The organism is Lysobacter yananisis (assembly GCF_031199375.1).
In the GTDB taxonomy this organism is placed as follows: Bacteria; Pseudomonadota; Gammaproteobacteria; order Xanthomonadales; family Xanthomonadaceae; genus Lysobacter; species Lysobacter yananisis.
The window spans coordinates 2,064,241-2,086,520 of sequence record NZ_CP133568.1 but is presented as its reverse complement, the minus strand read 5'-3'; the positions used below and the strand labels follow the sequence as shown (position 1 = coordinate 2,086,520).

The following is a 22,280-nucleotide window of genomic DNA, read 5'->3' as shown; positions in this document are numbered from 1 at the left end:
GGCCGCGCGCGGCTCGAACCGGAACATCGCAACGGAAAGCGTCGGGCCTGAGCGCTCTCCCACAAAAACACGAAGCCCCTCCCACGACAGGCCCGACGTGCTCGGGCGCTGTTGTGGGAGGGGCTTCAGCCCCGACGCTTTACGACCGGGTCGCCCGCGAGCGCGACGAAGCGGCGCGCGCCGCTTCGCCGGCCGGCCTCAGTGCTGGGTGCGCGGCGGACGCGCCACCAGCGACTTCAGCTTGCGGCCGAGGCGGCTCAGCAGCGAGGGCTGGCCCTGCGGCTGGGCCGGCTGCGCGGCGGCGGCCGGCTTGTGCGCGGGCACCGCCTTGGGCGTCGAAGCGGCCGCCGGCTGCGCGGTTTGCGCGGCCTGCGGCGCGTTGGCCGAACCCTCGGCGCCGTCGATGCGGCGACCGCCGCGACGGCGACGGCGCTTGCGCGGCGCGCGCTCGCCCTCGGCGGCCGGGCTGGCGCCCGGATGCGCGGCCTGCGCGGCGGCGTCCTGGACCGGCGCGCCTTCGACGCGCGGCTTGCGCGGCGGACGCGGCGCGCCCGCTTCGGCGCCGGCCGTCGCGGCCGCGCCTTCTTCGCTGCGCGGCTTGCGCGGCGCGCCGTCGCGACGGCCTTCGCTGCGGCCGCCGGGACCGCCGCTACGGCCGCTGCCGCCGCCGCTGCTGCGGCCACGACCGCCGCCGCCGCCGCCGCGACGCTGTTCGTCGGCCGCGCGCTGCTCGCGCGCTTCCTTGAAGATCGCGCCGATGCTCTCGTTCTCTTCCTCGCCGTCCTCGGCCGCCGGCAGCTCGCGCTGCGGACGCGGCAGCGCCACCAGCAGTTCGGCGTCGACCGGCGCGGTCGGCAGCTTCTGCTCGATGTAGGCCTCGATGTCCGGCAGGCTCATCGCGTAGCGCTCGCAGGCGAAGCTGATCGCGTCGCCCTCGGCGCCCAGGCGCGCGGTGCGGCCGATGCGGTGGACGTAGTCCTCCGCGTCGAACGGCAGGTCGTAGTTGTAGACGTGGCTGACGCCGTCGATGTGCAGGCCGCGCGCGGCCACGTCGGTGGCGACCAGGATCTCGAGCTGGCCCTTCTGGAACTTGTTCAGCAGCGACTCGCGCTTCTTCTGCGGCACGTCGCCGGACAGCACGCCGACGCGGTAGCCGCCGCGCTCCAGCGCGCGCGCGACGCGCTCGACGAAGGCCTTGGTGTTGACGAACACCATCGTGCGCGCGCCCTCGCTGCGCGACAGCAGGCCCAGCAGCAGCGGGATCTTCTCGTCGTCGGCGGGGAAGTAGACCTTCTGCCGGACCTTGGCCGCGGTGATGAACTCGGTCTCGACCACGACCTTCTCGGGCTCGTTCATGTGCTCGTAGGCCAGCTCCAGCACGCGATGGCTCAGCGTCGCGGAGAACAGCAAGGTCTGGCGCTCGGTGCGGATCGGCATGCGCCGCAGCAGGAAGCGGATGTCCTTAATGAAGCCCAGGTCGAACATGCGGTCGGCTTCGTCGAGCACGCACACTTCGCAGGCGTGCAGCGAGACCACCTTGTGCTGCTTGACGTAGTCGATCAGCCGGCCCGGCGTGGCGATGATGACGTCGGCGCCCTTCTGCAGCAGCTCGCGCTGCTTGTCGTAGTCGACGCCGCCGTAGACCAGGGCGAACTTCAGGCCCAGCTCGGAGCCGAACTTGACCGCGTCCTTGTGGATCTGGATCGCCAGCTCGCGGGTCGGCGCCAGGATCAGCGCGCGCGGGTCCTCGGGCTTGCGCTCGGCCAGGGCCGGGCGGGTCAGCAGGCGGTTGATGACCGCGACCAGGAAGGCCAGGGTCTTGCCGGTGCCGGTCTGGGCCTGGCCGGCGACGTCGCGGCCGGTCAGGGCGATCGGCAGGGTCAGCGCCTGGATCGGCGTGCAGCGGGAGAACCCGGCCGCTTCCAGACCCGCGAGCAGGCTCGGATGCAGGTCGAAGGACGAGAACGTGATATCGGTTAAAGGCTTGTCGCTCATGCGTTTCCGGAATCCGCGCCGGTTCGGCGCCGTAGGGTGTCGCTTGCGTGGGTGGCGTCGGCGAAGCAGACTGCCGGGGCCGAGCCGGACCCCGTTTTATATGTCGGGAAGACCGGTTCGAGGAGGCCGTGGCGCCACGCGATACGCTGTGTCCCAGCCCTTGAAGGGGCCTTGAAGGCGCCACGAAACGCCCCAGTTTAGCGTAAGCCCCCGCCCGGCATGGCCCGCCTGGGCATTCCGTTCCAAATTAGTCCATTCCGTATGGTTTGGACACCCGCAGGAGACCCCCGTGAGCGAAAAAGTTCTGCATGCTGGCGCCGCCGATTTCGATGCCACCGTGCTGCAGTCGTCCGAACCCGTCCTGGTCGATTTCTGGGCGCCGTGGTGCGGCCCGTGCAAGGCCATCGGCCCGATCGTCGAGCAGCTGGCCGACCAGTACGACGGCCGCGCCAAGGTGGTCAAGGTCGACGTGCAGGAACATCCCGCGCTCGGCGTGCGTTTCAACATCCGCAGCATCCCGATGCTGATGATGTTCAAGGACGGCCAGATCCACTCGACCCAGCTGGGCGCGCCGCCGAACATCAAGACCCTGCTGACCCAGATGATCGACAAGGCCATCTGAGCCGGCCGACCTGAGCAGCGACCGGTCCGCGCCCGCCACGGGCGCGGACCCTCCCCGACCGGCCGGCGAGCCGCCCCGGTCAGGTGAACGGCAAGATTGGGGAATCTTGCCGCAGCCCCGCAGCAATGCTAGTTTCGCGGTACCCGGCGTCGGACTTCGCGTCCCCGCGCCGCACCCCGTCTAGCAACTCATCACATCCATCCACGTCCCTGACGTCCCGCTCGCCCGATGCGAGCGCTCGCCGCTTAGCGAGGAACCTCCGCTTGTCCGATAAGACCCCCGACGCTGGCGAAACCGCCGAGAAGCGCGTGCGCAAGCCGCGCGCCAGCAAGGCCGCCGAAGCCGCTCCGGCCGTCGTCGCCGATGCCAGCCCCCTGATTCCCGCGCCGATGCCCGCGAGCGAATCCGCTCCGGCGCCGACGCCTCGCGCGGCCAAGGCCGCCGCCCCGGCCGCCAGCGCCGGCGAGTCCGCTCCGGCCGCCTCCGGCGCCGCCGAGACCGCCGCGCCGCAGCACGCCGGCAACGGCCAGCCGGCCGGCGAAGGCGGCGGCGCGGCCAACAACAACCCGCAACAGTCGCAGCAGCAAGGCCAGCAGAACCAGGGCGGCCAGCAGCGCGACGGCGGTTTCGACAACCGCGGCGGCAACAACCGCCGCGACCGCTTCCGCAACCGCCGCGACCGCGAGCGCAACAACCGCCAGCAGCAGCGCGGCGGCAACGGCGGCGAGGATTTCGGCGACAACGGCGAGAACTTCGTCCCGCGTCCGCACCCGCAGGTGCCCGAGGGCTTCCCGCAGTACTCGCTGGGCGACCTCAAGCGCATGCCGGCGCCGAAGCTGCTCGACCTGGCCGACCAGCTCAGCATCCAGGAAGGCGTCGCCCGCGCGCGCAAGCAGGACGTGATCTTCGCCCTGCTCAAGGTGCTGACCCGCCACGGCGAAGGCGTCGCCGCCGACGGCGTGCTGGAAATCCTGCCCGATGGCTTCGGCTTCCTGCGCGCGGCCGAGGCCAGCTACCTGGCCGGCCCGGACGACACCTACATCTCGCCGAGCCAGATCCGCCGCTTCAACCTGCGCACCGGCGACCACCTCTCCGGCCGCATCCGCTTCCCCAAGGACGGCGAGCGCTACTTCGCCCTGTCGGTGGTCGACAGCATCAACGGCGAGCCGCTGGAAGCGTCGAAGAACAAGGTCCTGTTCGAGAACCTGACCCCGCTGTTCCCGCGCAAGCGCTTCCGCCTGGAACGCGGCGACGGGTCCACCGAGGACATCACCGGCCGCATCCTCGACCTGATGGCGCCGCAAGGCAAAGGCCAGCGCGCGCTGATCGTCTCGCCGCCGAAGGCCGGCAAGACGATGATGATGCAGCAGGTCGCCACCGCGATCACCCACAACCATCCCGACGTGCACCTGATCGTGCTGCTGGTCGACGAGCGTCCGGAAGAAGTGACCGAAATGCAGCGCACCGTGCGCGGCGAAGTGGTCTCCTCGACCTTCGACGAACCCGCCGCGCGCCACGTGCAGGTCGCCGAGATGGTGATCGAGCGCGCCAAGCGCCTGGTCGAACACAAGAAGGACGTGGTGATCCTGCTCGACTCGATCACCCGCCTGGCCCGCGCCTACAACAACGTCGTGCCGAGTTCGGGCAAGGTGCTGTCGGGCGGCGTCGACGCCAACGCCCTGCACCGTCCCAAGCGCTTCTTCGGCGCCGCGCGCAACGTCGAAGAAGGCGGCTCGCTGACGATCATCGCCACCGCGCTGATCGACACCGGCAGCAAGATGGACGAGGTGATCTACGAAGAGTTCAAGGGCACCGGCAACTCGGAAGTCCACTTGAACCGCCGCATCGCCGAAAAGCGCGTGTACCCGGCGATCGACATCAACCGCTCGGGCACCCGCCGCGAAGACCTGCTGATCGAGCCGGAGCTGCTGCAGAAGATCTGGATCCTGCGCAAGCTGCTGCACGGCATGGACGAGATCGGCGCGATGGAGTTCCTGCTCGACAAGATGAAGACGACCAAGTCGAACGACGAGTTCTTCAGCTCGATGAAGCGCTGAGTCGGTCCGGCTCGCCACGAAAAGCCCTCGCCTCGCGCGAGGGCTTTTTCGTTTTGGGGATCGCTCTCGCCGGAACCCATCGCGGTTTCGATTCCGACTGTAGGAGCGGCGCGAGCCGCGACCGCGACACTTCAAGCTCGCGCCGCAAGCGAGGTTTCGCGGTCGCGGCTCGCGCCGCTCCTACAGGAGGGATAACGCAGGTTCGCGACCGGCTTGAGGCTCAGGCCGGACCGCAATCGACGGTCACTGCATGCTCGATGCCTTGGCGGAACATCTTCGCGTAAGGACAGATGCGTTCGGTGTTGCGCACCAGCTCCGCCGCCAGCGCGCGGTCGAGCCCGGGCAGGCGCACGCGGATTTCGGCCGAGAGCAGGAACAGGCCGTCGGCGGGGTCGCGCGCGAAACTCACCGCCGCGTCCACCGCGAACTCGGGCAAGGCGACGCCGGTGCGCTGCGCCAGCAACATCAGCGCGCCATGGAAACAGGCCGCGTAACCGGCGGCCAACAACTGTTCGGGATTGCTGCCGCCGCCGGGCCCGCCGAGCTCCGGCGGCAGACGCAGTTCGACCGCCAGCGCGCCGTCGTCGGAACGCGCGCTGCCCGACGCGCGCGCGTGCCCGGCTTCGCCGCCGCGCACGCTGACGCGCCCGGTGTAGAGCGCGACGCTGGCGTCGCCGCGGTACTTGTCCAGCAGGCTGGCGGGCGGCGCTTGCAGCGGGGCCATGGCCACGGTCCTGAGGCGGGCGGTGCGGATGCGGCCGACGCCCGGTTGCGGCGCGCGTCGGGGCGGCGGCGGACGGCGGCTCAAGCCCGCGGCGCGGGACGCGCGTGCCCGGACTGCGCCAGCCAGGCGTCGAAATCCAACGCGCCGAGCCAGGCCTCGCCCTCGGGCACCAGCGTGCCGTCGTCCAGTTCGGCGCCGAAGTAGCGCGCGTGCGGGTCGGTGACGGCTTCGCGCGGGTCCTCGACCGCGCGCAGGTAACGCTGTGCCAGGCGCGCCATCGGCAAGCGCTCGGGGCCGGCGATCTCGACGATGCCGTTGGCCGGCGGCTGCTGGGCCAGGCGCGCGACCGCCGCGGCGACGTCCTCGGCGGCGATCGGCTGGATCTGCGCCTGCGGCAGGCGCACGCGCTCGCCGTCGGCGCCGGACTGGACGATGCCGGGCAGGAACTCGAAGAACTGGGTCGAATGGACGATGGTGTAGGGCCGGTTGGATTCGCGGATCAACCGTTCCTGTTCGATCTTGGCGCGGAAGTAGCCGCTTTGCGCGAGCTTGTGGGTGCCGACCACCGACAGCGCGAGGTGGTGGCCGACGCCGGCGCGCGCTTCGGCGGCGAGGATGGTGCGGCCGGCGGCGGCGAAGAATTCGAGCACCGCCGCGTCCTCGAACGAAGGCGAATTGGCCAGATCGATCACGGTGTCGGCGCCGGCCATCGCCGCGTCGAGTCCGGCGCCGGTGAGGATGTCCACGCCGGTCGAGGGCGCGGCGGCCAGCGCCTCGTGTCCGGCCGCGCGCAGCCGCGCCACCACCTTGCCGCCGATCAGTCCGGTACCGCCGATGACCAGGAATTTCATGGATCGCCTCCGCAGGTTGGATTTCGATAAGGGCGGCCGGCGCGCGGGCGGCGCCGGCCGATCGCAAGCGATGCTAGGAAGCCGGCCGCGCCGGCGGTAGCCCTCGCCGCGGCCGCGCGGCGTTGCCCTGCGCGCACCAATCGCCGCGGCTAGCCGGCGGCGGCCAGCGCCGCGGGCACGGCGGCGCAGGCATGATCGAGCGCGCAGTCCAGATCCAGCGCGCGCACCCGCGCGGTGGCGAAGTCGATGAAGACGCGCACGCGCTTGGGCAGTTGCTCGCGACTGAGGTAGCACAGGTAGTGGCCGCCGTCGTCGGGCGCGTAGCCGCCCAGGCAATGCACCAGCGCGCCCGAGCGCAGCGCGTCGCACGCCAGGTACGCCGGCAGCTGCGCCAGGCCCTGGCCGTCGACGGCCGCGTGCAGCAGCAGTTCGTCGTCGTTGAACGCCAGCTCCGCCGCGGGCGCGAACGCCTGCGCGCGGCCGTCGACCTTGAACTCCCAGGCGCGCAGGCGGCCGCCGCCGAGGCGGCGGTTGAGGCAGGCGTGGCGCGCCAGTTCCGCCGGCGAAGCCGGCAGGCCGTGGCGGCGCGCGTAGTCGGGCGCGGCGCACACCAGCCACTGCATCGGGATCAGTCGCTTGGCGATGACCTGGCTGTCGTCCAGACGGCCGTCGCGAAAGGCCAGGTCGAGCCGGTCCACGGCCAGCTCCGGCGTGCGTTCGTCCAGCACCAGTTCGATCGCGACGCCGGGATGGCGGCGGCGGAATTCGCCGAGCAGCGGCGCCAGCACCTTGCGGCCGAAGCCGGGCGCGGCGCCGATGCGCAGCTGCCCGCGCGGCGGGCCGTCGCGCAGCTCGCGCAGGTCTTCCAGCGCCTGCACGATGCGCTCCATGCCGGGCCGGCAATGGTCGAAGAACAATTGACCTTCGGGGGTGAGCGAGGTCGAACGCGTGGTCCGCGAGAACAGCCGCGCGCCGACCTGTCCTTCCAGTTTCTGCACGCTGCGGCTCACCGCCGAGCGGCCGATGCCGAGGCGATCGGCGGCGCGGGCGAAGCTGCCTTCGGTGGCGACGGCGATGAAGGCGACCACGCCCGCGTAGCTGGCGGAGAACGCCGGCGAAAGCGGCGACGGCGACGCTGGCGGCGAGAGCGCGACGGGCGCGGCGCAGGCATGCGGCGGCGGTGCCGCACCCGCGGACGGGTCGCGGCGACTCGCGGCCGGGGCGACGGCGGACAGGTTCGCGCGCCGATCTTCTCGCGCGCGCGGCGGAACGGATGGATGCGGGTTCATACCCGATACGTCGAACCAGCGTCGGGGTTTGTGACATCCCGGCGATTGGTGCGTCGCGCTCAACACCGCGCGTCCGCGCGGCGGCCTACCGCGGCGCCGGCCGCCGGCCTAGATTGGCCGCCAACCGCCGGCACTTCCGCCGCGCCGCACCTCACCTCACGGAGCTTGCGTCATGACCCAGCGCCTGGATTACCAACAGCAGTCCCCGGAACTGTTCAAGAAGCTCGTCGACTTCAGCATGGCCACCAAGAAGCCCTCGCTCGGCCACACCCTGCTGGACCTGGTCAACATCCGCGCCTCGCAGCTCAACGGCTGCGGGTTCTGCCTGGACATGCACGTCAAGGAAGCCACGATCCGCGGCGAGCGTCCGCTGCGCCTGCACCATGTCGCGATCTGGCGCGAATCGACCCTGTTCGCCCCGCGCGAACGCGCCGCGCTGGCCTGGACCGAGGCGCTGACCCAGCTCTCGCCGCAGGGCGTGCCGGACGAGCTCTACGACCGCGTGCGCACCCAGCTGTCGGAGCAGGAGATCGTCGAGCTCACTTATGCGGTGATGACGATCAACGCCTGGAACCGCATCAACGTCGCGTTCCGCGCGACCCCGGGCAGCCACGACAAGGCCTTCGGCCTGGACAAGGCCCAGCTCGCCTGAGCCCGCGCACGGCGGGCGCCGCGCGCGTCCGCCGTGGTCCGTCAATGCACCCGCCGGTGCGCTCGCCCAGCGCGCGCCCCGTCCGCAACGGCCATCCCGGAGCCGCCCATGTCCCCTCGCCTGTCCGCCCTCGCCATCCTCCTCGCCGCCGCGTGCCCGGTCGCGGCCGCCGCCCACGGCGCCGCGCCGGCCGCGGGCCACGCCGCGCCCGCTCCGGTCGTGACCGAGGTCATGCGCAAACCGCTGCCCGACTATCCCGGCAAGGAAGCGCTGATGCTGTCGGTCGAATACCCGCCCGGCGGCGCCGATCCGGTCCATCGCCACGATGCGCACGCCTTCGTCTACGTGGTCGAAGGCGCGATCGTGATGGGCGTGGCCGGCGGCAAGGAGGTCGAGCTCAAGGCCGGCGAGAGCTTCTACGAAGCGCCCGGCGACCTGCACACGGTCGGCCGCAACGCCAGCGACAAGCGCCCGGCCAAGTTCGTGGTGGTGCTGCTCAAGGATGCCGGCAAGCCGGCGCTGATGCCGGTGCCCTGAGGCGCCGGCCGGACGCGGACGCGCGCCACGGTCGGCGCGCGTGCGCCTGGGTCACAATCGCGCCTCCCGATCCGACTCAGCGGTGTATGGACGGCGCTCTCGACTGCTTCACCCGCCTGCGCCCGCGCCTGCTCGGGCTGGCCTACCGCATGCTCGGCTCGCTGGCCGAGGCCGAGGACGTGGTCCAGGACGTGTGGCTGGGCTGGAACGAGACCGGCGCCGCGCAGGCCGACGACGCCGAGGCCTGGCTGGCGGTCGCCACCAGCCGCCGCGCGATCGACCGCCTGCGCCGCGCGCGCGCCGAACGCGCGCGCTACGTCGGCCTGTGGCTGCCCGAGCCGGTGCTCACCCAGGACGCGCCGGCCACACCGGAAGACCTGCACGAAGCCGCCAACGATTTGTCGGTGGCGTTCCTGACGGTGCTGGAACGGCTCGCGCCGCAGGCGCGCGCGGCGTTCCTGCTGCGCGAGGCCTTCGACGCCGACTACGCGCAGATCGCCCGCGTCCTCGACAAGAGCGAAGCCGCGTGCCGGCAGATCGTGCATCGCGCCAAGGCGCAGCTGCGCGAGCAGCAGCCGCGCTACCGGGTGCCGGCGCAGGCGCACCGACGGCTGATGCAGCGCTTCCTCGACGCCTGGAACGCCGGCGACCTCGGCGCGATGAGCGCGCTGATGGACGACTCGGCGACCTTGATCGGCGACGGCGGCGGCATCGTCGCCACCTTCCCCGCGCCGATGGTCGGCGGCCCGCGCATCGCCCGGCTGCTGTTCGCCTCGACCTTGCGCCGCGAGCGCGGCCTGCGCCTGCAGGCGGCGACGATCAACGGCCGCCTGGGCGTGTTGCGCTACTTCGGCGACGCGCTGGAATCGGCGCAGGCCTACCACAGCGACGGCGAACGCATCCTCGGCGTGTACGTGCAGCGCAATCCGCACAAGCTGCGGCGGATCGCGCTGGGGGCGACGGCGCGGCTGGGCTGACGGCGAGGCGGTGGCGATCCGCAACGCGGGTCGGCCCGGTCGGCCCGGTCGGGCCGGAACGCCGGCGAAAACACCGGCGAAAACGCCAGGGCCCGCCGGCCCGATGCTCTCCGATCGGACTCCGGTCGTACGCATCGCGACCGGAACGGAGAACATCGGGCCGGCGGGCCCCGTGGAGGGTTGCCGGCGCCCGCGCCGGAGCCCTGGAGGACTCCGGCGCCGAAGCGCCGGCGCGCCGATTACAAGCCGCGGCCGCCCGCGACCTGGTTCTGCTGCGCGTTCTGGCCGTCGCCGCTGGCGGCGTGGTGCGCGGCCAGCTTGCTGCTGGTCTCGATGCTCTGGTCGGCGCCCTTGACCACATCGATGGCGACCATGCGCCGGGTCGGCGAATCCAGCTCGCCCTGCACCGCGAACACGCGGCTGCCGTCCTTGCTCGGCACCAAGTGATCGACCTGGTTCAGGCCGGCCTCGCGCGCGGCCGGCACCAGCGCCGCGGCGAGGTTCTTCTGCTGCTGCTCGCCGAGTTTGTTCGGCAGGTCGACGCCCTTGACCTTGTCGAGCAGGTCGCGGTACTGGCCGTTGAGCGCGTTGGCGCCGCTGGTCAGGATGCCGGCCACGCGCAGGCCTTCCTCGACCGCGCCGCCGAGCTTGTTGGTGTTGCGGTTGGCGACCTCGCGCTGCGGGTCGGGCAGCAGGTAGGTGCCGCGCTCGCGTTCCCCGTCGCGGTCCTTGACGTAGCGCTTGACGTCCTTGAGCTCGAGGTCGAGGAATTCCTTCGACGCGCCCTTGGCCGCCTGCGCCAGCTGCATCGCCTGCTGCGGGGTCAGCTTCTCCAGGCCCTGGCCGCTGGCCAGCGCCTCGACCAGCGACTCGGGCTGCACCTTCTGCTTGAGGAAGGCGAGGAAACGCTCGCGGGTCTCGCCGTTGCCGCCGAAGCCGTCGACGATGCGGGTGGCGGTGGACAAGGCGTTGCCGGCGTCGGTGGGCATGCCGGCGATCTGCCGCATCACCCCGCTGATGGCCTGCTTGGGCTCCATGCCTTCGGCGAACGGGAAGCGCTCGCGGAACTCGTCCCACTGCGGCTTGAGGATGGCTTCGCGGATGTGCTTGATCAGGCTGTAGGCGCCGGCGGCGAAGGCGACCACGGCGATGCCGATCGGGGCGACGCCGATCAGGCCGGCGACCAGGCCCGAATTGCTCGCGCCCATCAGCAGCGCGGTGCTGCCGACGTTGCCGGCGAGCTTGAAGCCGCCGTTGAGCAGGTCGAACGCGGAGTTGACCCGGTCGTCGGTGGTCAGCGCCTTGCCGGTGACCGGGTCGCGGCCGTTGAACACGCGGCCTGCGTTGTGGCTGATCTCGCGCGCGCCGCCGGTGATGCCCTTGACCGCGGTGTAGCGCTCCAGCAGCTTGGCCGCCTCGCGTTCGTGGCCGCTGCGGGTGGCGAATTCCAGCACCGCGCTCAACGCGACCGCGTCGAGCGGCTTGCCGGCCTGCTGCGCGGCGGAACCGGCCTTGATCGCCGCGTCCAGCGCTTCCAGGGTTTCCAGCACGTCGGGCTTGCCGGCGGCGGCGGCCAGGCCCTTGAGCTTGTGCAGCGGAGCGTCTTCGCTGCCGGGCGCGTGCGGGTCGTGCTGCGCGGCCCAGTCCTTGGCGTAGGCGGTCAGCGCGGTCTGCGCGGACGCCGGCACCTGCAGCGAGTACCCCTGGAACGGCGGGGCGACGCGGCCTTCGCCGCGGCTCTCGCCGGGCTGCAGCTTCCAGGCGAAGCCGGCGTCGGCGAAGGCGCCGCCGGGCGCGGACGCGGCGGCGACGGTGGCGTCGAGGGTGTCCTCGTCCACCACCAGGCCGTTGCGTTGCAGGGCGTCGGCGACGAAGGCGCGCATCACCGTCGCGCGCGGCCATTCGCCGTCGGCGGGCAGCAATGCGGTGTAGGCGGTGGCTTGGCTCAGCGGTACGCCCTGTCCGGCGTACCAGCGCGGGGCGGCGGGGTCCCCGGCCGCGGCGACGCCGACGGGGGTGGGTGAATCGACTACGGCGGCATTCATAGACACTGGCTCCATGTCGGTGCTATTTGCTTCACGAGTCGCCGAGCCCGACTAGGGATGAGGAGCTCCGGGATGGCGGGCGAACCCGCATGATGCCCTCGAAGCTGAACGACAGCAATTCGTCAGCGTACGTTGGCGCCCGGGTTTGGCCTGAAGAATGCCCGTTCAGCGTTACCGCCCGTCGGCCGGGGCGATGCGCCCCGCCCCGCCCCGCCCCGTCCGCGACCGCTCCCGCCGCATCGCCGCGCTTCGCGGCCGCCGCCTTCGCTTTCAGCCGACCGCCCGCGCCGCCGCTGCGCGCGGCGGCGTCGCATCGCCCTGCTTGGCCTTGCCGGCGACGGCGCCGTCGGCATGCAGCAGCGGCGGACGGTCGAAGGTCGGATTGCACGCGCTCAGCAACAGCGCCGCGAACAGCAAGGTCAGGGTCTTCATCGAAATCTCCATATGGGTCGGCCGGATACGGGCGTATCCGACGGGCGTACGCGGCCGTGAGCGTCCTGCGCAAAACCGGCACATTTCGTGCGGCGGCCGCACGTAATTTTCGCTACCTGCGTTCGCAGGCATCGCGACTGCGCGAGCGCCTTTTCGACACCGCGACCGCAAGCAAAAAAAAGCGCCTCCGCGAGGGAGGCGCTGGTTCGGCATCGGTGCGGACGCGACGGGCTCAGCCGTTGCCGTCGAGCCCGTCGAGCAGCCGCCGGCCGCCGCCGAGCAGGCGCGGGCCGTTGCCGGCCATGGCGTCGACGCCGGCGTCGGCGGTCTGCCGCGCCCACGGCGCGCGCTGGCGCGGGCCGGGCACGTACACGTCCCATTGCCCGTAAGCCTTGTCCTGGTGACCGGGCAGCACGAACGTGACCGGCACGCGCACCAGCCAGGAGTCGTTGCCCGCCTCCTCGCCCTGGCTCGGCGGCACGATGCTCCAGCGCCGCACCGCGGCCAGGGTGGCCTCGGCGAAGGACTTGCGGAACCACTCCATCTGCGCCTGGGTGCCGACCCGGTACAGATTGACCTGCTCGACGAAGGACTCCCGGACCTTGCCGTCGCGGCCGAACCGCGCGACCACGTACACCGTGGCCGGCACGCCCTGCATCGCCGCGCGGGTCGGGTAGGTCGGCGGCGGCGTGGAATGGTCGAACGGCGGCTCGGGCTCGCCGAAGCTCGCGCTGACGATGCGCATGACGTACGCGTCGTCGGTCTGCGCCTGCGGATCGCGGCGTACCGCCACGCGCAGCGTCATCGCGACCTCGGCCGCCGGCGCGGGTTCGGCCAGCGCCTCGAAGCGCCAGCGCGGCACCGCGCCGCCGATCAGCTTCACCACGTCGCCGGGCACCTGCGCTTCGCGGTCGACGCTCACGTCCTCGACCCGGCCGTCGGCGGCGATGCGCACCGTGCCGGTCACCACCATGCTCATCTCGGCCTGCTTGCGCACCTCGGCGCGCCCCTGCGCCATGGCCGACGCCGGCGCCGCCAGCGCGGCGATCAGCACGAGCGCCGCCCATCCTTTCATTGCCTTCATTTGCCGCATGATTCCCTTGCTCGACGAAAACGAAAAACGACGCTGCAACAACGACGATTGAAAATCGTCGAGCCGGCAACCATAGCAAACCGGTTGCGTCATCCATCGCCCCAGCGGGCCGTTGTCGGCGATGCAGCGTCCCATCCCTCTCCCCCATCCGACGCCAGCAGGCGCCATAATCCCAGCCGGAGGTGCCTATGCACGGTGGCGGTCTCGAACTTGCGTTGTTGTTCCTGCTGGCCGCGGTCATCGCCGTGCCGGTGTTCCGCAAGTTCGGACTGGGCGCGGTGCTGGGCTATCTGGCCGCGGGCGTGGTGCTCGGGCCGTACGGCGTCAAGGTCATCGCCGACGCCGAGCCGGTGTTGGCCGCGTCGGAAATCGGCGTGGTGATGATGCTGTTCGTGATCGGCCTGGAGCTGTCGCCGTCGCGCTTGCGGGTGATGCGCAAGCCGGTGTTCGGCGCCGGCGGCCTGCAGGTGATCCTCAGCGGCATCGCCCTGGGCGCGCTGGCGATGTTCGGCGGCGGCCTGGGCTGGAAGGCCGCGACCGTGGTCGGCCTCGGCCTGGCCCTGTCTTCGACCGCGGTGTGCTTGCAGTTGTTGTCCGAACGCAAGGGCCTGACCGCCGACTACGGCAAGCTCGCGTTCGCGATCCTGCTGTTCCAGGACCTCGCCGCGATCCCGCTGCTGGCGGCGATCCCGCTGCTCGGCAAGGCCGCGGGCGTGGAAGGCCTGAACTGGATTTCGGTGGCCAAGGCGGTCGGCGCGATCGCCGCGGTGGTGTTCGGCGGCCGGGTGCTGCTGCGCCAGGTGTTCCGGGTGGTGGCGCGCACGCAGATGCCGGAAGTGTTCACCGGCGCGGCGCTGCTGACCGTGCTCGGCTCGGCCTGGATCCTGCAGACCGCGGGCCTGTCGGCCGGCCTGGGCGCGTTCCTGGCCGGCGTGCTGCTGGCCGATTCGGAATTCCGCCACGAACTCGAATCGCAGATCGAGCCGTTCAAGGGCCTGCTGCTCGGCCTGTTCTTCATGGCCGTGGGCATGAGCATCGACCTGCAGCGGGTGATGAACGAGCCGCTGACCATCGGCGCGATCGTAGTGACCCTGCTGGCGGTGAAGTTCGCCCTGCTGTTCGCGGTCGGCGTCAGCGCCGGCGGCCTGGACAAGCGCGGCGCGTTCCAGCTGTCGACGGTGATGGCGCTCGGCGGCGAATTCGCGTTCGTGGTGTTCAACGAAGCGTTCAAGGCCAAGCTGCTCGACGATCCGACCCGCGACCGCCTGATCGCCGCGGTCGGCGTGTCGATGGCGCTGACGCCGTTGCTGATGATCGCCGCGCAGCGCGTGCTCGACGCCAAGCCCGCGCCCAAGCCCAAGCGGCCTTACGACGAGATCACCGACGATCATCACCCGCAGGTGCTGCTGGCCGGCATGGGCCGCTTCGGCCAGATCGTCGCGCGCCTGCTGGTGGCGCAGCGCACGCCGTTCATCGCGATCGAGAACAGCGCCGAGCAGGTCGACTTCATGCGCCGCTTCGGCAACATGATCTATTACGGCGACCCGGCCCGGCCGGAACTGCTGCGTTCGGCCGGCGCGGCGCAGGTGAAGGTGTTCGTGATCGCCATCGACGACCGCGACGCCTGCATCCGCACCGTGCGCACGATCCGCCGGCTGTACCCGAAGGCCAAGGTGTTCGCCCGCGCGCGCGACCGCCGCCACGCCTGGGACCTGATGGACCTCGGCGCCGAACCGATGCGCGAGACCTTCCACTCCAGCCTCAAGCTCGGCGAAGAGGTGCTGGTCGAACTCGGCGTCGAGCCGGCGACCGCGCGCAACCACGTCGAACGCTTCCGCGAACTCGACGAACGCATGCTCAACGCCCAGTACCTGGTCCACGACGACGAAGACGCGCTGCTGCAGAGCGCGCGCGACGCGCGCAAGGAACTGGAAGAACTGTTCGACGCCGACCGCGGCGAAGGCTTGCTGGCGGGGATGGTGGACAAGCAGGCGACGACGGTGCCGAGCGACAGCGCCACGCGGCATTGAAGCCGGCTCGCGGAACAACGGGGCCGCAATCGCGGCCGCCGCTTCGCTTCCGACTGTAGGAGCGACGCAAGTCGCGACCGCGGGGTTCAAGCTCGCGTCGCAAGCGCAGTGTCGCGGTCGCGGCTCGCGCCGCTCCTACAGGCAGCGGCCATAGTTTCGCTTCCGACTGTAGGAGCGACGCAGGTCGCGACCGCGGGGTTCAAGCTCGCGTCGCAAGCGCAGTGTCGCGGTCGCGGCTCGCGCCGCTCCTACAGGGAGCGGCCGTAGTTTCGTTTCCGGCTGTAGGCGCTGCGCAAGCTGCGACCGCGGGGTTTCAAGCCCGCGTCGCAAGCGCCGCGCGGCGGCTCAGTTCCCCGGCCCGCCTCGCAGGAACCGCGCCATCGATACGCCGCCGTTGTTGCCATTGCCCGCGGTCGCCGGGGCGAACTCGGCGGCGATGTCGACGAAGCCGCGCATCACCGCGATTTCGCGCGGGGTGCGGTTGAGGGCGTCGCGCAGGTCCGGGTTGGCGCCGTGGCGCAGCAGGCGCTGGACCACCCGCAGCAGGCCGTGCAGCGCGGCCAGGTGCAACGGGCCGAAGCCGCGCGGGTCCTGCACGTCGAGCGAGGCCTCGTGGTCGAGCAGCAGCTCCAGGCCGGCGATCAGCACGTCTTCGTCGGCGGCGGTGCCCGGTTCGGCGCGCGCGCCCAGCAACAGCAGCAGCGGGGTGGCGCCGGCGGCGGACTGGTCGGCGTCGACGCCGGCCAGCAGCAGGGTGTCGAACAGGGCCACCAGGCGGCTGCGTTCGCGCGCGGTGAAGCCGTACATCGCCGCGCAGTGCAGGGCCATGCGGCCTTGCGCGTCGCGCGCCTGGACGTCGGCGCCGGCGGCGAGCAGGCGCGCGGCCAGGTCGGTCAGGCCCAGCGCGCAGGCCACCATCAGCACGGTCAGGTCGCCCGGCAGGCGCTGCTCCAGCGAGGCGCCGGCGGCGACCAGGCGGTCGACGATCTCGGCGTGGCGCATGCTCACCGCCGCCGACAGCGGGGTGGCGCCGGAATTGGCCGCGCGGCCCGGGGCGGCGCCGCGCGCCAGCAGCAGGTCGACCACGGCGCGGTGGCCGCCGCCGGCCGCGCGCAGCAGCGCGGTGCAGCCCTGGCTGTCGGGCGCGTCGACCGACAGGCCGAGGTCGAGCAGGCGCCGCACCGCGTCGGCGTCGCCGACGATGGCCGCGGCCGGCACGTCGCCGGCGCGCAGCGGACGCTTGGGCAGCGGCCAGCCGCGCCAGTCCAGCCAGTCGGCGAGGTCGCGCCGGCCCGAGGCCAGCGCCACGCCGAGCGGGGTCTGGCCATCGGCGGCGAGCAGATCCGGGGCGGCGCCGTGGGCGACCAGCCGCTTGAGCATGTTCTCGCGGCCCAGCGCCGCGGCCAGGTGCAGCGCGCTCATGCCGTGGCTGTCGCGGGCGTTGAGGTCGACGCCCGCGGCGAGCAGGCGCTCGAGCAGGCGCGCCCAGCCCAGCCGCACCGCGATCGCCAGCGGCGGGTCGCCGGCCGGGGTGCGCGCGAACGCGTCGGCGCCGCGCTCGATCAGGTCCAGGGCGAACTGCTCCAGCCCGCGCGCGGCCTGTTCGCCAGCCGAGCAGGTGGCCAAGAACCGGCCCAGGCCGCCGCGGCCGGCCGGCGACACGCCGCGGCGCAGCAGCGCATGCAGCGCCGGCAACGAGCCGGGCGCGCGATCGAGCAGGGCGAACAACACGGTGTCGCCGGCGGCGTTGCGCACGTTGGCGTCGGCGCCCTGCCCCAGCAGCCAGTCGATGCGCTCGGCGGTCGGCGCCTGGCCGTCCTCTTCGTGCAGCTGCGCGCCCAGCTCGGCCGGGCTCAGCAGTTTGGCCAGGCCGGTCAGTTCGCTGGAGCGGCCCTCGCGCAGGCCGTCGCGCAGCAGCGCGGCGGGCATGCGGTCGACGATCACCCGTTCGCCGTCGGGCGCGTCCACGTCGCCTTCGCCGCTGACCGCGGCCGGCAGCGGATAGGCGCGGTCGAGCGCGGCCACCAGCGACCAGCGCCCGGCCTCGGCGGCGCGGTCGACCGCGCGCTTGCCGTGGCGGTCGCGCAGTTCCGCGTCCAGGCCCAGTTCGAGCAGGCGCAGCACCAGCGGCGGCGAGGCGGTCTCGGCCTGGCAGGCCAGGATCAGCGCGCTGGCGCCGTCGGCGTCGAGCGCCTTGGCGTGTTCGGCGCCGCCCTGCGGCAGGTGTTCGAGCAGCTTCTCCAGCACCGCCGGGCGGCCGCCGCGCGCGGCTTCCAGCACCGGCGTGCGTTGCTGGCTGTCGATCGCGGACGCGTCGGCGCCGGCGGCGAGCAGGGTCGCGACGATGTCCTGGTGGCCGGCGAAGGCGGCGGTGTGCAGGGCGCTGCGGCGCTGGCCGTCGCGCGCGTCGATCCGCGCCTTGTGCTTGAGCAGCAGCTGCACGCCGGCCGGATCGTCCTCGTCGCCGCCGGCCGCGGCCAGCAGCGCCGGCGAGCCGCCGGGATGCTCGGTCTTGGCGCCGCGCTCGAGCAGGAACTTGGCCAGCCGCCAGTTGCCGCTGGCGCAGGCCACGCCGAGCGGGCTGAGGCCGTCGTGGTTCAGCGTCTCCAGCTCGGCCTGGGCGTCGCGCAGCAGCGCGGCCACGCCCGGGTCGGAACTGCGCGCGGCGTGGTGCAGTGCGGTGTTGCCTTCGTGGTCGGCCAGGCGCGGGTCGGCGCCGTTGGCGAGCAGGGTCATGACCGCGTCGGGGCGGCCGTGCCAGCTGTCGCGGGTGGCGGCCAGCAGCGGGGTCATGCCGGCGTGGGCGGCGTTGAGGTCGACGCCGCGGCCGATCAGCGCGCGCAGCAGGCGCAGGTCGGGCAGCACCGCGGCCAGCACCGGCAGGCTGCGGCGGTCGCGCCCGTCCTCGCCCGGCGGCGCCGCGTTGACGTCGGCGCCCAGCTCGATCAGCTCCAGCGCGCGCTCGACCTTGCCGGCGCGCGCGGCGACGTACAGCGCCTGCGTCAGTTCGGCGTCGCTGAGTTCGTTGGCGTCGCCGTCGAGGCGCTCGTCGTGGCCGTGGACGGTGTCGAGTTCGGGATCGAACTCGGCCCCGGGCAGCGCGTCGGCCGGGCGGATCGCCTGCAGCAGCGCGTGCAGCGCCGGCGAGGCCAGGGCGAAGGCGACCGCCAGGGTCCAGCGCGCGCCGCCGCCGAGCAGGCCCGGCCAGGCCAGCAACAGGACCAGCGCGACGAGGCTGGCGACGATGCCGGCCACGCCCAGGCCGCGCCAGGCGCCCAGCTCGAGGTCGGGCAGACGCGCCCATTGCGGCGGCAGCGCGGCGCCGTCGCGCTCGCTGCCCTGCCACAGCGGCCACAGCCGCCACAGCCCCAGCAGCAGCAGGCCGGCGACCACGCTCAGGCCCAGCGCGGCCAGCAACGAGCCGGTCTGCAGCAGCGAACTCAGCGGCCATGCCGCCAGCGCCGCGGTCGCGGCGGTGGCACCGCCCCACAGCGCGGCCAGGTTCAGCAGTTCGGGCTTCCAGTCGGGCGCCTGCGCCGAAGCGTCGCCGCGCTGGCGCCACAGCCGCGCCGCCAGCGCGAACGCCGGCTGCGCCAGGGCGCCGCCGAGCAGCGCCACGACCGCCCCCGCCGGCGTGCCGCCGAAGCCGGTCGCCAACGCCAGCGCCAGGCCGGCGGCCAGGGCGATGGCGAAGCCCTTCGACAGGGCGCGCGAGGTGGGAGCGTCAGGCATCGGGTTGCGCAGCCTCCGCGACGGGCGCGCCGGGCACCGGCGGGAACTGGATGTGGAAGCCGCGCGAACCCAGGTTCTCGCGCACCGCAGCCGCGTCGGCGCGGGCCAGTTTGCGCTCGGGCGACAGCTCGACTTCGAGCACGAATTGCAGCGAACCCAGTTGCTGGAGAACGGGTTCGGGCAGGCGCGCGAAATCGTCGCGCGCGCTCAGGAATACGTAGGTGTCTGGCTTGCGCAGACTTTTGTACACGTAGGCTTGCATGGGCCGGGCGATGCAGCCGGGGGAGACTGCTTTTTATGCATCGAAGATGCGACGCACAGCATACCCGCCCGTTCGGGCCGCGCGTACTTCCGCGTTCAGCGCGGGGCGCGTCCGCGGGTGGTAGGCCGGCGCGGACCGCGATCCGCGCCGCCCGGCGCCGTTTCGCCGGCCCCGGGCGAGGGTCCGGCCGCCGCCGTCAGTGGTAGCCGGCGTCGGCCGCGACCTTGCCGCGGAACACCCGGTAGGACCAGTAGGTGTAGCCCAGGATCGCCGGCAGCAGGATAACCATGCCGCCGAGCACGAACATCTGCGAGGAGCGCGCCGCGGCCGCCTCCCACAGGGTCAGCCCCGGCACGATGTTCGGCCAGATCCCCAGCACCAGGCCGACGAAGCCGAGCACGAAGAACCCCAGCGAGTACACGAACGGATCGCCGTCGCGGCCCTCGCGCCGCACCGAGCGCCACAGCGCCCAGGCGTTGGCGATCACCAGCAGCGGCACCGGGAACAGCCAGTAGAAATTCCCGCCCTCGAACCAGCGCGCCATGATCCGCGAGTCCAGGAACGGCAGCCAGGCGCTGACCAGGCCGATGAACACCGCCACCACCAGCGCCAGCGGCCGCGCCAGGGTGCGGGCGATGTACTGCAGCCGGCCCTCGGTCTTGAGCACCAGCCAGGTCGATCCGAGCAGGGCGTAGCCGAACACCACCGCCGCGCCGGTCAGCATCGAGAACGGGCTGAACCAGTCGAACATGCCGCCGACGTACTTGCCTTCCTGCATCGGCATGCCCTCGACGATCGCGCCGAGGATCACCCCCTGGGCGAACGCGCAGAACAGCGAGCCCAGCGAGAACGCCGCGCCCCACGCCGCCTTGGCGCGCCGGGCCTTGAACCGGAACTCGAAGGCCACCCCGCGGAACACCAGCGCGATCAGCATCAGCAGCACCGGCAGGTACAGCGCCGACAGCACCAGCGAATACGCCTTCGGGAACGCGGTCAGCAGGCCGACGCCGCCGAGCACCAGCCAGGTCTCGTTGCCGTCCCAGATCGGCGCGGCGGTGTTCATCATGTGGTCGAGCTGGTCCTCGTCCTCGGCGAACGGCGCCAGGATGCCCAGGCCGAGCACGAAGCCGTCCAGCAGCACGTACATCAATACGCCGAAGCCGATCACGCCGAACCAGATCACCGGCAGCCAATAGTCCATCGTCGCTCTCCGTCTCTCGCGTCCGCGGCGCTCAGGCGCCGCTCTGGCCCGGCGCGCTCACGCGCCTGCCTCGGTGGATTCGTCCGGCACCGACAGCGGCCGCGCCGGCGTCTTGTCGCCGTGCATGCGCTGCGGCGGCGGCTCGTGCGGATGCGGGCCCTTGCGGATCAGCTTGACCAGGTAGCGGAAACCGGCGCCGAACACGGTGAAATAGACCACCGCGAACACGATCAGCGAGGTCATCACGCTCGCCGCCTCGACCGGGCTGACCGCGTCGGCGGTGCGCAGCAGGCCGTAGATCACATACGGCTGGCGGCCGATCTCGACCACGTACCAGCCGGCCAGGATCGCGGCGAAGCCGCTCATGATCATCACCCGCCAGCCCCACAGCACCGCGCGCGACTCGTACAGCCGCCGGCGCCACAGCAGCCACAGCGAACACGCCACCAGCGCCAGCATCGCCATGCCCAGGCCGACCATCACCCGGAACGCGTAGAACACCGGTTTCACCGGCGGCCGCTCGCTGGCCGGCACCGACTTCAGCGGCTGGATGTCGCCGTCCAGGGTATGCGTGAGGATCAGGCTGCCGAGCTTGGGCACGGCGATTTCCAGGTCGTTGCGCTCGGCCTTCTCGTTGGGCACCGCGAACAGGATCAGCGGCACGCCCTCGCCGGGCGGGTTGGACTCCCAGTGCGCCTCCATCGCCGCGACCTTGATCGGCTGGTGCTCGCGCGCGTTGAGCCCGTGCAGGTCGCCGACGAACACTTGGGCTGGCACGGTGATCGCGGCGAACACCACCGCCGCCTTGAGCATGCGCTTGCCGGCTTCGACGTGGATGCCGCGCAACAGGTACGACGCGCCGGTGCCGCCGATCACGAAGCAGGTGGTGATGAACGCCGCCAGCACCATGTGCGCCAGGCGGTACGGGAACGAGGGATTGAACACGATCGCCCACCAGTCGTCGGGAACGAACACGCCGTCGACGATGCGGTGGCCGGTCGGCGTCTGCATCCAGCTGTTGGCCGAGATGATCCAGAACGTCGAGATCAGCGTGCCCAGCGCGACCATGCACGTCGCCAGGAAATGCATGCGTTCGCTGACCCGGCCCCAGCCGAACAGCATCACCCCGAGGAAGGTCGCCTCCAGGAAGAACGCGGTCAGCACCTCGTACGACAGCAATGGCCCGAGGATGCTGCCGGCCTGCTCGCTGAGCACCGCCCAGTTGGTGCCGAACTGGAAGCTCATGACGATGCCGGAGACCACGCCCATGCCGAAGGACACGGCGAAGACCTTGGTCCAGAAGAAGAACAGGTCGCGCCACAGGGTGTCGCGGGTGCGCAGCCAGCGCCATTCGACGAACGCCAGCCAACTGGCCAGGCCGATGGTGAAGGCCGGGAACAGGATGTGGAAAGAAATGACGAAGCCGAACTGGATCCGCGACAGCAGCAGGGCGTCCACGCGATGTGCCTCCACGGCGCGGTGTGCGCCGTCGGGTTCATTTTTGCGCCGCAGCATGCGCCGCGCGCGCCGGGCTCGTGGGAGCACTTAAACCGCAAAGGCGGTGAGCGCGGCGTGGTCGGGGCCTGAAACTGCGACATTCGGCGACTGGCGCCGAATACGCGGCGCGGCCGGTCAAGCGCTCGGCGGGGCGCGCGCGGCGGCGGACACGATTCGCGCGATGCGCCGGCGCGATTCGCGCGCGCGGCCGCTGCGACAAACGGCGGCATTGGGCAGCATTGGGCGACATCGGCGCCGGACGCGCGATCGCGCGGACGGGCGCG

At 72.0% G+C, this 22,280-nt stretch carries 16 protein-coding genes and 1 pseudogene; 6 read left to right on the top strand and 11 right to left on the bottom strand.

The window, feature by feature from the left end; genetic code table 11:
• Positions 1-198: 198 nt before the first annotated feature.
• Positions 199-1,995, bottom strand: a complete 1,797-nt coding sequence (gene rhlB / locus RDV84_RS08765; protein WP_309153107.1) for an ATP-dependent RNA helicase RhlB — start codon at positions 1,993-1,995, stop codon at positions 199-201.
• 289 nt (positions 1,996-2,284) lie between these two features.
• Between rhlB and trxA the strand changes: the two genes are divergently transcribed.
• Entirely contained in the window at positions 2,285-2,617 is a 333-nt protein-coding gene (trxA, locus tag RDV84_RS08760; protein WP_057949414.1) for a thioredoxin, read from the top strand.
• Between the two features lie 569 nt (positions 2,618-3,186).
• A pseudogene (gene rho / locus RDV84_RS08755) lies at positions 3,187-4,674 on the top strand (transcription termination factor Rho); the annotation flags it as partial.
• A gap of 220 nt (positions 4,675-4,894) precedes the next feature.
• Here the strand turns inward: rho and RDV84_RS08750 are convergent.
• The 3 genes from RDV84_RS08750 to RDV84_RS08740 all read right to left on the bottom strand — a co-directional run bounded on the left by RDV84_RS08750 (position 4,895) and on the right by RDV84_RS08740 (position 7,337).
• The gene (locus tag RDV84_RS08750; RefSeq protein ID WP_309153105.1) at positions 4,895-5,398 is read right to left on the bottom strand and encodes an Ohr family peroxiredoxin; all 504 of its coding nucleotides are present in this window, start codon (positions 5,396-5,398) and stop codon (positions 4,895-4,897) included.
• 80 nt (positions 5,399-5,478) lie between these two features.
• A complete protein-coding gene (locus tag RDV84_RS08745) occupies positions 5,479-6,249 on the bottom strand; it encodes an SDR family oxidoreductase (protein WP_309153104.1) in 771 nt (256 codons plus the stop codon).
• Between the two features lie 149 nt (positions 6,250-6,398).
• Positions 6,399-7,337: a LysR family transcriptional regulator gene (locus RDV84_RS08740; RefSeq protein WP_309153103.1), complete on the bottom strand. Its 939-nt coding sequence runs from the start codon at positions 7,335-7,337 to the stop codon at positions 6,399-6,401.
• Between the two features lie 373 nt (positions 7,338-7,710).
• Here RDV84_RS08740 and RDV84_RS08735 point away from each other — a divergent pair, with 373 nt between their 5' ends.
• From RDV84_RS08735 to sigJ, 3 genes are all read left to right on the top strand, one after another.
• Positions 7,711-8,190 carry a carboxymuconolactone decarboxylase family protein gene (locus RDV84_RS08735; RefSeq protein WP_057949418.1) on the top strand — a complete coding sequence of 160 codons (480 nt, stop codon included), beginning with the start codon at positions 7,711-7,713 and terminating at the stop codon, positions 8,188-8,190.
• Between the two features lie 108 nt (positions 8,191-8,298).
• Positions 8,299-8,727 carry a cupin domain-containing protein gene (locus tag RDV84_RS08730; RefSeq protein WP_309153102.1) on the top strand — a complete coding sequence of 143 codons (429 nt, stop codon included), beginning with the start codon at positions 8,299-8,301 and terminating at the stop codon, positions 8,725-8,727.
• A gap of 86 nt (positions 8,728-8,813) precedes the next feature.
• Positions 8,814-9,704, top strand: a complete 891-nt coding sequence (gene sigJ / locus RDV84_RS08725) for an RNA polymerase sigma factor SigJ (protein ID WP_250448824.1) — start codon at positions 8,814-8,816, stop codon at positions 9,702-9,704.
• 239 nt (positions 9,705-9,943) lie between these two features.
• Here sigJ and RDV84_RS08720 read toward each other — a convergent pair whose 3' ends face one another.
• From RDV84_RS08720 to RDV84_RS08710, 3 genes are all read right to left on the bottom strand, one after another.
• The gene (locus RDV84_RS08720) at positions 9,944-11,749 is read right to left on the bottom strand and encodes an XVIPCD domain-containing protein (RefSeq protein WP_309153101.1); all 1,806 of its coding nucleotides are present in this window, start codon (positions 11,747-11,749) and stop codon (positions 9,944-9,946) included.
• A gap of 270 nt (positions 11,750-12,019) precedes the next feature.
• A complete protein-coding gene (locus RDV84_RS08715; RefSeq protein ID WP_309153100.1) occupies positions 12,020-12,181 on the bottom strand; it encodes a hypothetical protein in 162 nt (53 codons plus the stop codon).
• Positions 12,182-12,413: 232 nt separating this feature from the next.
• A complete protein-coding gene (locus tag RDV84_RS08710; RefSeq protein ID WP_309153099.1) occupies positions 12,414-13,265 on the bottom strand; it encodes an energy transducer TonB in 852 nt (283 codons plus the stop codon).
• A 197-nt stretch (positions 13,266-13,462) separates the two neighbouring features.
• Between RDV84_RS08710 and RDV84_RS08705 the strand changes: the two genes are divergently transcribed.
• Entirely contained in the window at positions 13,463-15,304 is a 1,842-nt protein-coding gene (locus RDV84_RS08705; protein WP_057949423.1) for a monovalent cation:proton antiporter-2 (CPA2) family protein, read from the top strand.
• A 345-nt stretch (positions 15,305-15,649) separates the two neighbouring features.
• Here the strand turns inward: RDV84_RS08705 and RDV84_RS08700 are convergent, their stop codons facing one another.
• The 4 genes from RDV84_RS08700 to RDV84_RS08685 all read right to left on the bottom strand — a co-directional run bounded on the left by RDV84_RS08700 (position 15,650) and on the right by RDV84_RS08685 (position 21,957).
• A complete protein-coding gene (locus RDV84_RS08700; RefSeq protein WP_309153098.1) occupies positions 15,650-19,036 on the bottom strand; it encodes an ankyrin repeat domain-containing protein in 3,387 nt (1,128 codons plus the stop codon).
• Positions 19,029-19,298, bottom strand: a complete 270-nt coding sequence (locus RDV84_RS08695) for a YcgL domain-containing protein (protein WP_309153097.1) — start codon at positions 19,296-19,298, stop codon at positions 19,029-19,031. Before RDV84_RS08695 ends, RDV84_RS08700 begins: the two co-directional genes overlap by 8 nt.
• A 196-nt stretch (positions 19,299-19,494) precedes the next feature.
• Positions 19,495-20,499, bottom strand: coding sequence for a cytochrome d ubiquinol oxidase subunit II (cydB, locus tag RDV84_RS08690; protein WP_057949426.1), 1,005 nt, complete (start codon positions 20,497-20,499; stop codon positions 19,495-19,497).
• Positions 20,500-20,556: 57 nt separating this feature from the next.
• A complete protein-coding gene (locus RDV84_RS08685) occupies positions 20,557-21,957 on the bottom strand; it encodes a cytochrome ubiquinol oxidase subunit I (RefSeq protein ID WP_078996399.1) in 1,401 nt (466 codons plus the stop codon).
• Between the last annotated feature and the right edge of the window lie 323 nt (positions 21,958-22,280).